Raw genomic sequence first — 14056 nt, 5'->3', positions numbered from 1 at the left:
CTGATATTCAGGAAGATGAACGGTCGTTTGCGGCTTCAAGTATTGGTCCTACTGTCGCAAACGAGCCAAACACGACAATTCTATCATTGTCACTGGCCTCTTTTAACGCCGCCTCGTAAGCGAGCTGAGGACTGTTGTAACTGGATACGACCGCTGACGCTTTACTGACCGAAGCGCGGGCAACCGGCCGAACACCTGGGCGATGCGAGCCGGATTCGGCCTCGGGTGCCAACACATCATCAGGCGTCTGACCACTGGCCAGAACCGCGCGTACATGATTGGCCAATTCTTCACCCGACATGCTGCGTGGACCTTCCAGACTGGCACACATCCAGTGGTCGATACGGGTAGCCATGCGGGCGATCACGCCGTCCACATCCTTGTCCTTGTACATACCCACGACTGCAATCGTCTTGGGGTAAGGCGGCATATTGTCCAGGTTCTGCGCCAAGGCAGCCGCCGCATGGGGGTTGTGGGCCACGTCAAAAATCACACAAGGCTGGCCAGGTTGAATCTGGAAGCGGCCCGGCATGTGAGCGCGCAATAAACCGGCACGTACGGCCTGCGCAGGCACAGCCAAACGTGGGTGCAGCGACTCCAGCGCAGCTAATGCCGCAGAAGCATTCAGCAGCTGATTCGCTCCACGCAAGGCCGGGTAAGCCAGGGCAGCGCGGCGCTGATTGCGGCCACCGTAAGCCCATTGCTGACGGTCGCCGGAATAGTTGAAATCTTTGCCAAACAGCCACAATTGGGCACCAATTTCCTGGGCGTAATCCAGCATGGTCTGTGGCGGCACGGGATCGGCACAGATCGCAGGACGATCGGCACGGAAAATATGGGCTTTCTCCCAGGCCACCTGTTCACGGGTATTGCCCAGGTACTCAGCATGGTCGATATCAATGCTGGTAATGATGGAACAGTCCGCATCAATGATGTTGACGGCATCGAGGCGACCACCCAGGCCCACTTCCAGCACCGCGACATCAACACGCTGCTCCTGGAACAGCAACAAGGCAGCCAGCGTGGAAAATTCAAAATAAGTCAGCGTCAGATCGCCACGAGCTTCGTTGATACGGGCAAATTGCGCCGTGATCTGCGCATCTTCGGCCATCTCGCCATTCAAGCGAATGCGTTCGTTATAGCGCACCAGATGCGGAGAGGCGTACACGCCTACCTTGTACGCGGCGGCCAGCAAAATCGCTTCCAGCATGGCGCAGGTCGAGCCTTTGCCGTTGGTGCCCCCCACCGTAATGACGACAGAATCCAGTTTGATGTTCAGACGTTGGGCAACCTCGCGAATCCGGCCCAGGCCCAGATCAATGGCCGAAGGATGCAAAGTTTCCAGATAGGACAGCCAGTCACTCAGCGAGGAGTCGGCTTTCAGAACAGGATGAGTCATGGACAACACCAATTACAAAATAAAAACGGCAGGCGCTGATGATAGCACCTGCCGTGATCCAATACGCCTTAACTATCAGGCGAATACTGGTATTACTTGCGACGCGTTGGAGGCAAGTCCGTGCACGTCCCTTCTGCGACGGCAGCAGCCTTGCTGACCGACTCGCACAAGGTGGGGTGTGGGTGGATGGATTTAGCCAGATCGACCGGGTCCACACCCATTTCGATAGCCAGAACCAGTTCACCAATCAGCTCGCCCGCATTGGTACCGACGATACCGCCACCCACGATACGGTGGGTTTCAGCATCGAACAGAACCTTGGTAAAGCCTTCATCACGGTTGTTCGCAATCGCGCGACCAGATGCAGCCCAGGGGAACACGCCCTTCTCGACCTTGATGCCGTCTTTCTTGGCCTGATCTTCTGTCAGACCCACCCAGGCGATTTCCGGATCGGTGTAAGCCACCGAAGGAATCACGCGAGCGTCAAAGAAGGATTTTTCACCGGCGATGACTTCAGCAGCCACGTGCGCTTCGTGCTCAGCCTTATGTGCCAGCATGGGCTGACCCACGATGTCGCCAATCGCATAGATGTGCGGCACGTTGGTGCGCTGTTGCTTGTCAACCGGGATGAAGCCACGATCTGTCACCTGCACACCGGCCTTCTCGGCACCGATCTTCTTGCCATTGGGCGAACGGCCCACGGCTTGCAGAACCAGGTCGTAACGCTGCGGCTCGGCCGGAGCATTCTTGCCTTCGAAAGTCACCCAGATACCATCTTCGCGCGCTTCGGCGGCCACAGTGCTGGTTTCCAGCATCATGTGATCAAAGCGGTGCTTGTTCATCTTCTCCCACACCTTGACCACGTCGCGGTCTGCTCCTGGCATCAAGCCAGTTTGCATTTCCACCACGTCCAGGCGGGCACCCAGAGCCGAGTACACCGTACCCATTTCCAGACCGATGATGCCACCACCCACGATCAGCATGCGCTTGGGCACAGACTTCAGTTCCAGCGCGCCGGTGGAGTCCACCACGCGTGGATCGTCAGGCAGGAATGGCAGTTTTACCGACTGGCTACCGGCCGCAATAATGGCCGAGCCGAACTTGATCACTTTCTTGGTGCCGTCGTTGGCGGTCACTTCGATGTGGTTGGGGTCCAGGAATTGGCCGTTACCGACCACAACCTGCACCTTGCGGCCCTTGGCCATACCAGCCAGGCCACCGGTCAACTTGCCGATCACCTTGTTCTTGTAATCGCGCAGCGCGTCGATATCGATTTGCGCTTCACCGAACTTGATGCCGTGTGTTGCCAGGGACTTGGCTTCCTCGTAGACCGCTACGGTATGCAGCAAGGCCTTGGAAGGAATACAACCCACGTTCAAACACACGCCACCCAAGGTGTTGTAGCGCTCGACCAGAGCCACTTTCAGGCCCAGGTCAGCCGCACGGAAGGCCGCGTTGTAACCGCCTGGGCCCGCGCCCAGAACGACCACATCCACGGAATCATCCGCGCCGCCCTGATGGCTGGCCGCCTGCGGAGCAGGTGCCGCAGCCGGAGCGGCAGCGGCCGGAGCCGCCGCTGCTTTAGGCGCTTCTTCTTGTTTAGCGGGTGCTGCAGCGGGAGCGGCTTGGCTCTCCGACGCTTCAATCTTGGCAATGGCCGAACCCTGGGAGACTTTGTCACCCACTTTGACCAGCAACTCCTTGATCACCCCTGCCTGAGCGGCAGGGATTTCCATGGAGGCCTTGTCGGACTCCACGGTGATCAGGCTTTGCTCGACCTCGACCGTATCGCCGACTTGCACCAGCACTTCGATGACATCTACTTCACCGGAGTCGCCGATATCCGGGACCGTCAGATCAATCAGACTCATGACAACTCCTTACAGTGCGATGCGACGGAAGTCGGCCAGCATCGTTGCCAGGAAGGCATTGAAACGGGCGGCGGCGGCACCATCGATAACGCGGTGGTCGTAGGACAGGGACAGAGGCAGCATCAGACGTGGCTCGAATTCCTTGCCATTCCAGACTGGCTGCATGGAGGAACGCGACAGACCCAGAATGGCCACTTCGGGCGCATTGATAATGGGTGTGAAGTCCGTACCGCCAATACCGCCCAGCGAGGAAATGGTGAAGCAACCGCCTTGCATCTGAGCGGCGCTCAGCTTGCCATCACGGGCAGCGGCAGCCAGTTCGCCCGTTTCGCGAGCGATGTCCAGAATGCCTTTCTTGTCGGCATCACGGATAACCGGCACAACCAGACCGTTAGGCGTATCCGCTGCAAAACCAATATGGTAGTACTGCTTGAGCACCAGATTGTCGCCGTCCAGCGAAGCGTTGAACTCGGGGAATTTCTTCAGGGCAGCCACGGCAGCCTTGATGACGAAAGCCAGCATGGTGACGCGAGCGCCGGACTTCTTGTATTCCTCGTTCAGCTCTTTACGCAGGGCTTCCAAAGAGGTGATGTCAGCCACATCGTTATTGGTGACATGAGGAATCATGACCCAGTTGCGATGCAGGTTGGCACCGGAAATCTTCTTGATGCGCGACAGGGCCTGAGTTTCGACTGGGCCAAACTTGGCAAAATCGACCTTGGGCCAGGCCAGCACATCCAGACCACCGACTTGAGCAGCGGTACCAGCAGCAATAACCGGAGCAGCGCCGCCCGCCATGACCTGCTTCACAAAGCCACGCACGTCGTCAGCCGTAATACGGCCTTTATCGCCCGAGCCATGAACCTTGGTCAGATCCACACCCAGCTCGCGAGCAAACTTGCGTACGCTAGGCGAGGCATGCGGCAGATTGCGCAAGGAGCCTTCGGTTTCCGCAAAAGCGGCAGTGGGCGAAACACGCTCTGGAGCCGGCGCACCAGCACCGACCACCACCGAGGAGCTGGCAGCAGGAGCGGCCGCTGCTGCAGGAGCAGGTTCGGCTTTAGGGGCGGGAGCGGCCTCGGCCTTGGCGGGTGCAGGGGCTGCAGCAGCTCCTTGCACTGTCAGTTCCAGAATGTCGCTACCCTGGCTGACCTTGTCACCCAGTTTCACTTTGATGGCCGTCACCACACCGGCGTGGGAGGACGGCACTTCCATGGAAGCCTTGTCCGACTCCACGGTGATCAGGCTTTGATCCACTTCAATGGTGTCACCCACTTGCACCATGATTTCGATAACGTCCACATCGCGGGCGTCGCCAATGTCAGGCACTTGGACGGTAACTTGCTGTTCACCACCGGCCGGGGCTGCCGCGGCGGCGGCAGGAGCCGCTGCGGGCGCAGCTTCAGCTTTAGGAGCGGGAGCAGCTTCGGCCTTGGCAGGCTCAGCGGCAGGCGCGGCCTGCGCGCCTTCGGCGGCTTCCAGCTCCAGAACCAGACTGCCTTCCTTAACCTTGTCGCCCAGCTTGACCTTGATCGACTTGACCACGCCAGCATCGGACGAGGGGATTTCCATGGAGGCCTTATCGGACTCCACAGTAATCAGACTTTGCTCGACCTCAATGGTCTCGCCTTCCTTGACCAGGATTTCGATCACTTCGACAGCGTCGTCAGCACCGATATCCGGGATTTTGACTTGAATGATATTGCTCATGGTTCAGTCCCTTATGCGTGCTGCGGGTTGGCCTTGGAAGGATTGATGCCGTATTTGGCAATCGCCTCGGACGCTTTGCTGAACGGAATCTTCCCGTCTTCAGCCAGCGCGCGCAGAGCAGCCAGCACCACGAAGTGACGATCAACCTCAAAGTGCTCGCGCAGCTTGAAGCGGTAGTCGGAGCGGCCAAAACCATCGGTGCCCAGCACTTTGAAGGTGCGATCCTTAGGCACGAACGGACGAATCTGGTCGCCAAAGGCCTTGACGTAGTCGGTGGAGACCACGATAGGACCGTCCGTTTTAGCCAGTTGAGTCGTCACGTAAGGCACGGGCAGATCCTTGCCTTCAGGATTCAACAGCGCAGCGCGTTCGCAATCCAGACCATCACGACGCAGTTCGGTAAAGCTGGTCACGCTCCAAACGTCGGAGCCAATGCCCCAGTCTTTTTCCAGCAATTCTTGTGCTGCGATCACTTCGCGCAAAATCGTGCCCGAACCCATCAACTGAACGCGCAGCTTGCTGTCCTTGGCCACGGATTTGAACTTGTACATACCGCGCAGGATACCGTCTTCGTCGCCTTCGACCAGACCGGGCTGAGCGTAGTTCTCGTTCATCAGGGTGACGTAGTAGTACACGTCTTCCTGGTCCTGAACCATGCGCTTCAAACCATGCTGCATGATGACAGCCACTTCGTGAGCGAAGGTGGGGTCGTAGGATACGCAGTTAGGAATCAGCGAGGACTGAATATGGCTGTGGCCATCTTCGTGCTGCAAACCCTCACCGTTCAAGGTAGTGCGACCGGCAGTGCCGCCCAGCACGAAACCGCGTGCCTTCATGTCACCCGCTGCCCAGGCCAGATCGCCAAAGCGCTGGAAGCCGAACATGGAGTAGTAAATGAAGAACGGAATCATGATGCGGTTGCTGTTGGAGTACGACGTGGCCGCCGCAATCCAGGAGCTGAAAGCACCCTGTTCGTTAATACCTTCCTGCAACAACTGACCATTGGCCGTTTCGCGGTAGTACATGACCTGGTCTTTATCGACCGGGGTGTACTTCTGGCCTTCCGGTGCGTAAATACCGATCTGACGGAACAGACCTTCCATACCAAAGGTACGGGATTCGTCTGCCAGGATAGGTACGGCACGAGGACCCACTTGCTTGTCGCGCAGCAAGGTGTTGAAAAAGCGCACAAACGCTTGCGTCGTGGAAATCTCACGGCCTTCGGCAGTGGCTTCCAGCATGGGCTTGAATGCGTCCAGGGTCGGCACGGTCAGCTGTTCATCGGCCTTGGTGCGACGCTTGGGCAAGTAGCCGCCCAATGCCTGACGGCGGGCGTGCAGGTACTGCATTTCTGGAGAGTCATCAGCGGGCTTGAAGTAAGGCAGCTCTTCCAGTTTGTCATCAGGAACCGGGATGTTGAAACGGTCGCGGAATTCGCGCACGGCGTCCAGATCCAGGCTCTTTTGTTGGTGCGACGGGTTCTTGGCCTGGCCCACGTGGCCCATGCCGTAGCCCTTGATGGTCTTGGCCAGAATAACGGTAGGCTGACCTTCGTGCTTGGTGGCAGCGTCAAACGCAGCGTACACCTTGTGAGGATCGTGACCGCCACGGTTCAGACGCCAGATGTCCTCGTCGCTCATGCGGCTGACCATTTCCAGCAGCTTGGGGTGCTTGCCAAAGAAGTGCTCGCGAACGTAGGCACCGTCGTTGGCCTTGTAGGCCTGGTATTCGCCGTCCACGGTTTCTTCCATGACCTTGCGCAGGATGCCTTCCTTGTCACGGGCCAGCAATGGATCCCAGTAACCGCCCCAGATCAGCTTCAGCACGTTCCAGCCAGCACCACGGAAGGTACCTTCCAGCTCCTGGATGATCTTGCCGTTACCGCGTACAGGACCGTCCAGACGCTGCAAGTTACAGTTCACGATGAAAATCAGGTTGTCCAGTTTTTCACGTGCTGCCAGACCGATGGCGCCCAGGGATTCGGGTTCGTCCATCTCGCCGTCGCCCAGGAACACCCAGACTTTACGGCCGCTGGTATCAGCGATGCCACGGGCATGCAGGTACTTCAGGAAACGAGCCTGGTAGATCGCCATCAATGGGCCCAGACCCATGGATACGGTGGGGAACTGCCAGAATTCGGGCATCAACTTGGGATGCGGGTAGGATGGCAGGCCTTTGCCATCAACTTCCTGACGGAAGTTATTCAGTTGATCTTCAGAGATACGGCCTTCCATGAAGGCGCGGGCGTAAATACCGGGCGAGGAGTGACCTTGGAAAAACACCATGTCGCCGCCGTGATCTTCGGTTTCAGCGTGCCAGAAGTGGTTCTGACCGCAGCCAATCATGGTGGCCAGCGAAGCAAAGGAGGCAATGTGACCGCCCAGACCACCGCCATCAGGAGGGGTTTCGCGGTTGGCGCGCACCACCATGGCCATGGCGTTCCAGCGAATGTAGGAACGGATACGCTCTTCGAGCATCAGATTGCCAGGGTGGGCAGGTTCCAGACCGGGAGGAATCGTGTTCTCGTAAGCCGTGTTGGGCGAGAACGGGATGTGAGCACCGGAGCGACGGGCCAGATCAATCAGCTTTTCGATCAGATCATGAGCACGGGCCGGGCCTTCACGGTCCACCACCGCTTCCAGGGCGTCAAGCCACTCTTTTGTTTCTAGGGCTTGGTCTTGACTGACCTGAGCCGAACTATTGTCTTGGGTTGAGGACATATAGTGTCTCCATATATGTGGTAGTAGTCCGGTCTTGCTCGACGCTGAGCCGCCCATCTAATAAGAAGTAAAGCGATCCTGACCGAAGCGGGTTTTGCGGACTGTGAGCGTTCAAGGCGGGGTACGCCTGCACCAAACCATTCTAGGAAAGAACACAGAAACGCTCAAGCAAAATTTCATTTTATGGTATGTGTTTTCATAATACGAAATATCACTAAAAAAAATAGCCCTACATTACAATCCAGCCATACTTCTTTTCTTGCTGTTATGGCTACTCATCCCAAAAAGTCTCTGATCCCTTCAACCTTCTATGATCAGGCCAAGCAGAATCGGCGTGGATTCTATTGGCTGACACCGGTTGTCGTGCTGTTTCTCTACCTCTGTGTCATGGGGGTATTCCTGTGGCTGCAGCGTTTGCAAAACGATAGCGTCATGTTTGTGACCATCGATCAGGAAACGCGCCAGCAACGCCTGATGATGGTAATTCTGGCCCTGTCCCTGGTGATTGTGGTCAGCTTGCTGGCCCTGTGGCGCTATACCCGCTTCCGGACCCATGCCGAGGCAGCCCAGACCGCCGAAACGGGTTTCCGGCGTGCCATGGAAAACTCCATGTCCACGGGGATGCGCGTTTTTGACATGCAGGGCCGCATTGCTTATGTGAACCCGGCTTTTTGCAGAATGATTGGCTGGAATGAGGCCGATCTGGTCGGTCGCACCGCCCCCTTCCCTTACTGGTTACCCGGTCGTCATCAACAGCATCAGGAAACCCTGGATCTTTTGCTGTCCGGCCGCACGCCCAGCAGTGGTCTGGAAGTGGAGGCTCAGCGCCGCGATGGCTCGCGCTTTACGGCCCGTATGTATGTCTCGCCCTTGCGTGCCCCTAATGGAGAGCAGATCGGCTGGATGACTTCCATGACGGACATTACCGAACCCAAGCGTATTCGCGAAGCCCTGACCGCCGCGCATGAACGCTTCATGACGGTGCTGGAAGGTCTGGATGATGCCATTTCCGTAGTGGCCGATACCTCCGACGGCCTGGAGTTGCTGTTTGCCAACCGTACCTATCGTCGCTTCTTTGGCGCCCAATCCAATGGTCACGCTGAATTGCTGGGTGGCCGCCTGGGTCGCTTTACGGATGAAACCGTAGAGATTTACTCCGAATCGGCGGCCCGCTGGTTTGAAGTCCATCACCGCATGCTGGCCTGGACGGATGGCCGTCGTGTGCGTCTGCAAGTGGCGCGCGATATTACCGACCGCCGCAAGCACGAAGAAGCCTCGCGCATTCAGCAGGAAAAGGTGCAGTTGACCAGCCGCCTGACCACCATGGGCGAAATGGCTTCCTCGCTGGCGCACGAATTGAACCAGCCGCTGACGGCCATCAATAACTACAGCATGGGCGCAGTTGCCATGCTGAAATCCGGTCGCTACCAGCCTGAAACCCTGCTGGCCGCGCTGGAAAAAGCGGCCCAGCAAGCCGAGCGCGCGGGCAAGATCATCAGCCGTATTCGTGAATTCGTGAAACGTAGCGAACCGCGCCGCGTCCGCGTCAAGGTCATGCGTATTGTGGAAAATGCCGTCGGCTTTGCCGAAATCGACGCCCGCAAGCGCCAGATCGAGATTGAATTGAGCATTCCGGACCCCGTTCCTGACGTCATTGCCGACCCCATTCTCATAGAACAGGTATTATTGAATCTGCTCAAAAATGGGATCGAAGCCATGGAACACAGCGAGCATCATGTGCTTCAATTGGTGATTACCCAACAAGAATCGCTTTTGGAGATGGCCGTCATTGATCGCGGTCATGGCTTGAAAGACCCCGAGCGCCTCTTTGAACCGTTTTACAGTACCAAGTCCGAAGGCCTTGGGATGGGCCTGAATATCTGTCGCACAATTATTGAATCGCATCACGGCCGCCTGTGGGCTGTCGGCAATCCAGAGGGTGGAACGATTTTCCGTTTCAGTCTACCTTGTGCGGCACCGGATGTAACGGACACCCTTGATAACAAACTGGAGATACCCGAATGACCAGCCCGCAAATGCCATGCACCATTTACGTAGTCGATGACGACGAAGCCGTACGGGACTCCTTGCGCTGGCTCCTGGAAGCCAACGGCTATCGGGTCCGCTGCTTTGCATCGGGCGAAGAGTTTCTGGGCGCCTACGACCCGGCCCAGGTGGCTGTCCTGATTGTGGACGTGCGCATGCCCGGCATGAGCGGCCTGGAGCTGCAAGAAGCCCTGATCGCTCGCAAGTCGAACATCCCGATTGTGTTCATTACCGGCCACGGTGACGTGCCCATGGCTGTGAGCACCATGAAGAAAGGCGCTATCGACTTTCTGGAAAAACCCTTTAACGAAGCCGATCTGCGCACCATTGTCAGCCGCATGATCGAACAGGCTACGGCGCGTGCCTCGCAAGCGCAGGCGCAAAAAGATCAACAAGAAGTCCTGGGCCGCCTGACAGCGCGCGAGCAGCAAGTGCTGGAACGCATTGTTGCCGGTCGCCTGAACAAGCAGATTGCGGGGGACTTGAACATCAGCATTAAAACTGTCGAAGCGCATCGCGCCAATATCATGGAAAAACTGGAAGTCACTACGGTTGCCGACCTCATGAAAATCGCCCTCACCAAGTCCGAGGATGCGTAAATGAGTGCTCGCATTATTGATGGAAAAAAGCTGTCCACCGCCATCAAGGCGGACGTTGCAGAACGTGTTGCCAAGCTGAAACAAACCCACGGCATTCAAGCCGGTTTGACCGTGGTGCTGGTCGGTGAAGATCCGGCCTCCCAGGTTTATGTACGCAACAAGGGCCTGGCATGCGAAGCCGCCGGCCTGAAATCCGAAATCATCCGTCTGCCTGCCGACACCACCGAAACCAAGCTGCTAGCCCTGATCACTCGCTTGAATCAGGACAGCTCGGTGCACGGCATTCTGGTTCAGTTGCCCCTGCCCGCCCATCTGGACGAGCACAAGGTGATTGAAACCATTGCACCGCACAAGGACGTGGATGGTTTCCACGTCAGCAATGCCGGCATGCTCATGACGGGCAAGCCGCTATTTGCACCTTGCACGCCCTACGGCGTCATGAAAATGCTGGAATCCGAAAACGTGGCACTGCGCGGCGCAGAAGCCGTAGTCGTGGGCGCCAGCAATATCGTGGGCAAACCCATGGCCATGCTCTTGCTGGCTGCGGGCGCTACCGTCACCCTCTGTAACTCCAAAACGCGCGATCTGGCCGCCCAGACACGCCGTGCCGATGTGCTGGTCGCTGCCGTAGGCCGCCCAGGCATCATTACCGGCGATATGGTCAAGCCCGGTGCCGTCGTGATCGACGTGGGTATCAACCGCGGTGCAGACGGCAAGCTGTGCGGCGACGTGGACTTTGCCAGTGCCAGCGAAGTGGCCTCGGCCATTACGCCCGTACCCGGCGGCGTCGGCCCCATGACCATTGCCATGCTGCTGGTCAACACCTTGGAAGCGGCCGAACGTTCGGCCAACATCAGTCTTTAATTTAATCAACGGTTTATGACGACAAATCCCTTACTGGTTCCTATCGACAGCCTTATTGACTATCCCGCCATCCAGCCCGAGCACATCGAGCAGGCGGTGGACCAACTGCTGGCCTTGGCCCGCCAAGCCGTAGACACAGTCTCCAACGACGATAGCGAACCCAGTTGGGACAACATCGTCGAGCCCATCACCGACGCCACCGAAACCTTGTATCGCGCTTGGTCGGTGGCCGGTCACCTGAACTCGGTCATCAATACGCCCGAACTGCGCACGGTGTACAACCAATGCCTGCCGCGCATGAGCGAGTTCTCGACCTGGGTGGGCTTGAACCGTCCTTTGTTCCTGCGTTATCAGGCGCTGGCCGACAGCCCGGCCTTTGCCACCCTGACGCCCCAGCGCCAACGCATCATTACCCTGGCCCTGCGCGATTTCCGCTTGAGCGGCGTGCAACTGGAAGGTCAAGCGCGTGAAGACTACGCCCGTATTTCCGAAGAGTTGGCGCAAACCTCGCAGCAGTTCTCCGAGCATGTACTGGATGCGATTGATCAGTGGCATTACCTGGTCACCGACCAGGCCGAACTGGACGGCATCCCGGACGACGTGTTGGCCGCCGCCCAACGCGCTGCTCAGGAAAACGATCAGCAAGGCTGGCGTCTGACATTGAAAATGCCTTGCTACCTGCCTGTCATGCAATACGCACGCAACCAGACCTTGCGTGAGTTGATGTACCGGGCCTACACCACCATTGCCTCCGATCAGGGCGATGCCCAGTTTGATAACTCCCAGGCGATTGAAACGCTGCTGGATCTGCGTGCCCAGGAAGCCAGCCTGCTCGGTTTTGCCAGCTACGCCCATATGCGTCTGGAAACCCGCATGGCCGACACCCCGGAACAGGTGATGAGCTTCTTGCGCGATCTGGCTGCCAAGGCTCGCCCTTACGCCCGCCAGGACCTGGACGAGCTGCAAGCCTTCGCCAAAAAGGAGCTGGGCCTGGACACCCTGCAAGCCTGGGATGTGCCGTTCAGCGCTGAACGCCTGCGTGAACAGCGCTACGCCTACTCGGAAGACGAGGTCAAACAGTACTTCACGGAACCCGCCGTTCTGAACGGCCTGTTCAAAGTCATTCAGCGCCTGTTTGACGTGACACTGCGCGCCGCTGACGTGCCTGCCTGGCATCCTGCCGTACGCCCCTTTGAAGTCATGGCTTCCGACGGCAAAGTTCTGGGTTATCTGTACATGGACCTGCACGCCCGCCAAGGCAAGCAAGGCGGTGCCTGGGTCGATAGCGAACGCAGCCGTCGCCGTCTGGGTGAAGAACTGTGCCTGCCTATTGCCTACCTGGTATGCAACTTTGCCGAACCCCAGCCCGGTCGCCCCGCCCTGCTCACGCATGACGATGTGATCACCCTGTTCCACGAGTCCGGCCACGCCCTGCACACTCTGCTCTCGCGTGTGGATGATCCAGCCGCCTCGGCCTTCTCCGCCGTGGAATGGGACGCCATCGAATTGCCTTCGCAGTTCATGGAAAATTTCTGCTGGGAATGGCCTGTGGTGCAAATGCTGACGGCCCACGTGGAAACCGGCGAGCATCTGCCCCGTGCGCTCTACAACAAGCTCAATCTGGCCCGCAACTTCCAGAGCGGCATGCAAATGGTGCGCCAGCTGGAGTTCTCCCTGTTTGACATGCTGATCCACTCGCGTGACAGCGGCCTGAGCATTGAAGCCGTCATGGAGATTCTGGATCAGGTTCGCCAGGAAGTCGCCGTGCTGTTCCCGCCTGAGTGGCACCGTTTCCCGCATCAGTTCTCGCACTTGTTTGCGGGTGGCTACGGCGCGGGTTACTACAGCTACAAATGGGCTGAAGTCCTGTCCGCCGACGCCTACTCGGCCTTTGAGGAAAAAGCCTATACCCACTCAGATGGGGCACGTGATACCCTCGACAGCAATACGGGCCATCGCTTCTGGCGCGAGATTCTGTCCGTAGGGGGCGAACGCCCGGCTGCCGACTCCTTCCGTGCATTCCGTGGCCGCGATCCTTCCATTACCGCCCTGCTCCGTCACAGCGGGCTCACTCCAGAGCCTGCTTAAACTCAGAGGACGTCCATGACACCCAGCCCAGTAAAGTCCATTCTTGTCTTGTTAAAACAGTTTGGCCTGACACTGGCGCTGGGCTTGTTCCTGCTGGGCAGCGCTGCCGCTGCCAATCTGCATCCCGTACGTGGCTTCCTGCCCGATCTGCGCTTTTCCCTTCAAGCCGCTGGCCCCAAAACCGTCACCCAGGATGACTTCAAAGATAAAGTCGTCATGATGTTTTTTGGCTATGCCAGTTGTCCGGATATTTGCCCTACCACCTTGGCCCAGCTGGGCCTGGTCATGGAAGAACTGGGGAACGATGCCGAGCAGGTGCGCATCATCTTTGTCAGTGTGGACCCCCACCGCGATACGCCCGACTCCCTGGCCCGTTATGTGGCGGCCTTTGATGGCAAGCACACCACCGGCCTGACAGGCTCTGAAAAGCAGATTGCCGATCTGGCCCGTCGTTACCGGGTAGCCTTCCAGATTGAAAAGCCCGATCCCAAAGCGCCCGAGAACTACGAGGTCTCGCACAGCCGTGGCGTATATATCTTCGATCAGCAAGGCCGAGCGCGGTATCTGGCACCGGACACCGAATCGGTGCAGGTTCTGGCCGATGGGGTGCGCAGTTTGCTGAACTAAACGGGCTTGGCCCTGAATCAAACCTCAGATCAGACTGGCCAACAGCGCCCTCAGCACAACAACAACAACAACAACAACAACAACAACAACAACAACAACAACAACAACAACAACAACAACAACAACAACAAC

General features: G+C 57.9%; 9 protein-coding genes. 5 read left to right on the top strand and 4 right to left on the bottom strand.

All coding sequences use genetic code 11. The features are described 5' to 3' along the window. Positions 1 to 7: 7 nt before the first annotated feature. From folC to aceE, 4 genes are all read right to left on the bottom strand, one after another. The gene (folC, locus tag ACLPGZ_RS18150; protein WP_088450091.1) at positions 8 to 1399 is read right to left on the bottom strand and encodes a bifunctional tetrahydrofolate synthase/dihydrofolate synthase; all 1392 of its coding nucleotides are present in this window, start codon (positions 1397 to 1399) and stop codon (positions 8 to 10) included. A gap of 92 nt (positions 1400 to 1491) precedes the next feature. Further along, positions 1492 to 3270, bottom strand: a complete 1779-nt coding sequence (lpdA, locus tag ACLPGZ_RS18145) for a dihydrolipoyl dehydrogenase (protein ID WP_429641798.1) — start codon at positions 3268 to 3270, stop codon at positions 1492 to 1494. Positions 3271 to 3279: 9 nt separating this feature from the next. Beyond that, positions 3280 to 4980, bottom strand: coding sequence for a dihydrolipoyllysine-residue acetyltransferase (aceF, locus tag ACLPGZ_RS18140; RefSeq protein WP_115633737.1), 1701 nt, complete (start codon positions 4978 to 4980; stop codon positions 3280 to 3282). An 11-nt stretch (positions 4981 to 4991) separates the two neighbouring features. Then, the gene (aceE, locus tag ACLPGZ_RS18135) at positions 4992 to 7700 is read right to left on the bottom strand and encodes a pyruvate dehydrogenase (acetyl-transferring), homodimeric type (protein ID WP_060185117.1); all 2709 of its coding nucleotides are present in this window, start codon (positions 7698 to 7700) and stop codon (positions 4992 to 4994) included. A 267-nt stretch (positions 7701 to 7967) separates the two neighbouring features. Between aceE and ACLPGZ_RS18130 the strand changes: the two genes are divergently transcribed. From ACLPGZ_RS18130 to ACLPGZ_RS18110, 5 genes are read left to right on the top strand one after another with little or no spacing between them, the layout of a single operon-like run. Next, positions 7968 to 9725, top strand: coding sequence for a PAS domain-containing sensor histidine kinase (locus tag ACLPGZ_RS18130; protein ID WP_035271741.1), 1758 nt, complete (start codon positions 7968 to 7970; stop codon positions 9723 to 9725). Beyond that, positions 9722 to 10345, top strand: a complete 624-nt coding sequence (locus ACLPGZ_RS18125) for a response regulator transcription factor (RefSeq protein WP_042480818.1) — start codon at positions 9722 to 9724, stop codon at positions 10343 to 10345. Before ACLPGZ_RS18130 ends, ACLPGZ_RS18125 begins: the two co-directional genes overlap by 4 nt. Continuing rightward, entirely contained in the window at positions 10346 to 11209 is an 864-nt protein-coding gene (gene folD / locus ACLPGZ_RS18120; RefSeq protein ID WP_026483301.1) for a bifunctional methylenetetrahydrofolate dehydrogenase/methenyltetrahydrofolate cyclohydrolase FolD, read from the top strand. It abuts the gene before it with no gap. 15 nt (positions 11210 to 11224) lie between these two features. Next, positions 11225 to 13297 carry a M3 family metallopeptidase gene (locus tag ACLPGZ_RS18115; RefSeq protein ID WP_035271744.1) on the top strand — a complete coding sequence of 691 codons (2073 nt, stop codon included), beginning with the start codon at positions 11225 to 11227 and terminating at the stop codon, positions 13295 to 13297. Between the two features lie 15 nt (positions 13298 to 13312). After that, positions 13313 to 13924 carry an SCO family protein gene (locus ACLPGZ_RS18110; protein WP_239054290.1) on the top strand — a complete coding sequence of 204 codons (612 nt, stop codon included), beginning with the start codon at positions 13313 to 13315 and terminating at the stop codon, positions 13922 to 13924. The last annotated feature ends 132 nt before the right edge of the window (positions 13925 to 14056 follow it).

It is taken from the genome of Alcaligenes sp. Me129, from assembly GCF_050487245.1.
Taxonomy (GTDB): domain Bacteria; phylum Pseudomonadota; class Gammaproteobacteria; order Burkholderiales; family Burkholderiaceae_B; genus Alcaligenes; species Alcaligenes phenolicus.
The sequence above is the reverse complement of the archived record's forward strand: the minus strand, read 5'-3'. Positions and strand labels throughout refer to the sequence as shown.

What these genes read in the sequence shown, in the direction of transcription:
- ACLPGZ_RS18125 (WP_042480818.1), top strand. Translation starts at nt 9,722, where the DNA reads ATGACCAGCCCGCAAATGCCATGCACCATTTACGTAGTCGATGACGAC.
- ACLPGZ_RS18110 (WP_239054290.1), top strand. Translation starts at nt 13,313, where the DNA reads ATGACACCCAGCCCAGTAAAGTCCATTCTTGTCTTGTTAAAACAGTTT.
- folC (WP_088450091.1), bottom strand. Translation starts at nt 1,399, where the DNA reads ATGACTCATCCTGTTCTGAAAGCCGACTCCTCGCTGAGTGACTGGCTG.
- ACLPGZ_RS18130 (WP_035271741.1), top strand. Translation starts at nt 7,968, where the DNA reads ATGGCTACTCATCCCAAAAAGTCTCTGATCCCTTCAACCTTCTATGAT.
- ACLPGZ_RS18115 (WP_035271744.1), top strand. Translation starts at nt 11,225, where the DNA reads ATGACGACAAATCCCTTACTGGTTCCTATCGACAGCCTTATTGACTAT.
- folD (WP_026483301.1), top strand. Translation starts at nt 10,346, where the DNA reads ATGAGTGCTCGCATTATTGATGGAAAAAAGCTGTCCACCGCCATCAAG.
- lpdA (WP_429641798.1), bottom strand. Translation starts at nt 3,270, where the DNA reads ATGAGTCTGATTGATCTGACGGTCCCGGATATCGGCGACTCCGGTGAA.
- aceF (WP_115633737.1), bottom strand. Translation starts at nt 4,980, where the DNA reads ATGAGCAATATCATTCAAGTCAAAATCCCGGATATCGGTGCTGACGAC.
- aceE (WP_060185117.1), bottom strand. Translation starts at nt 7,700, where the DNA reads ATGTCCTCAACCCAAGACAATAGTTCGGCTCAGGTCAGTCAAGACCAA.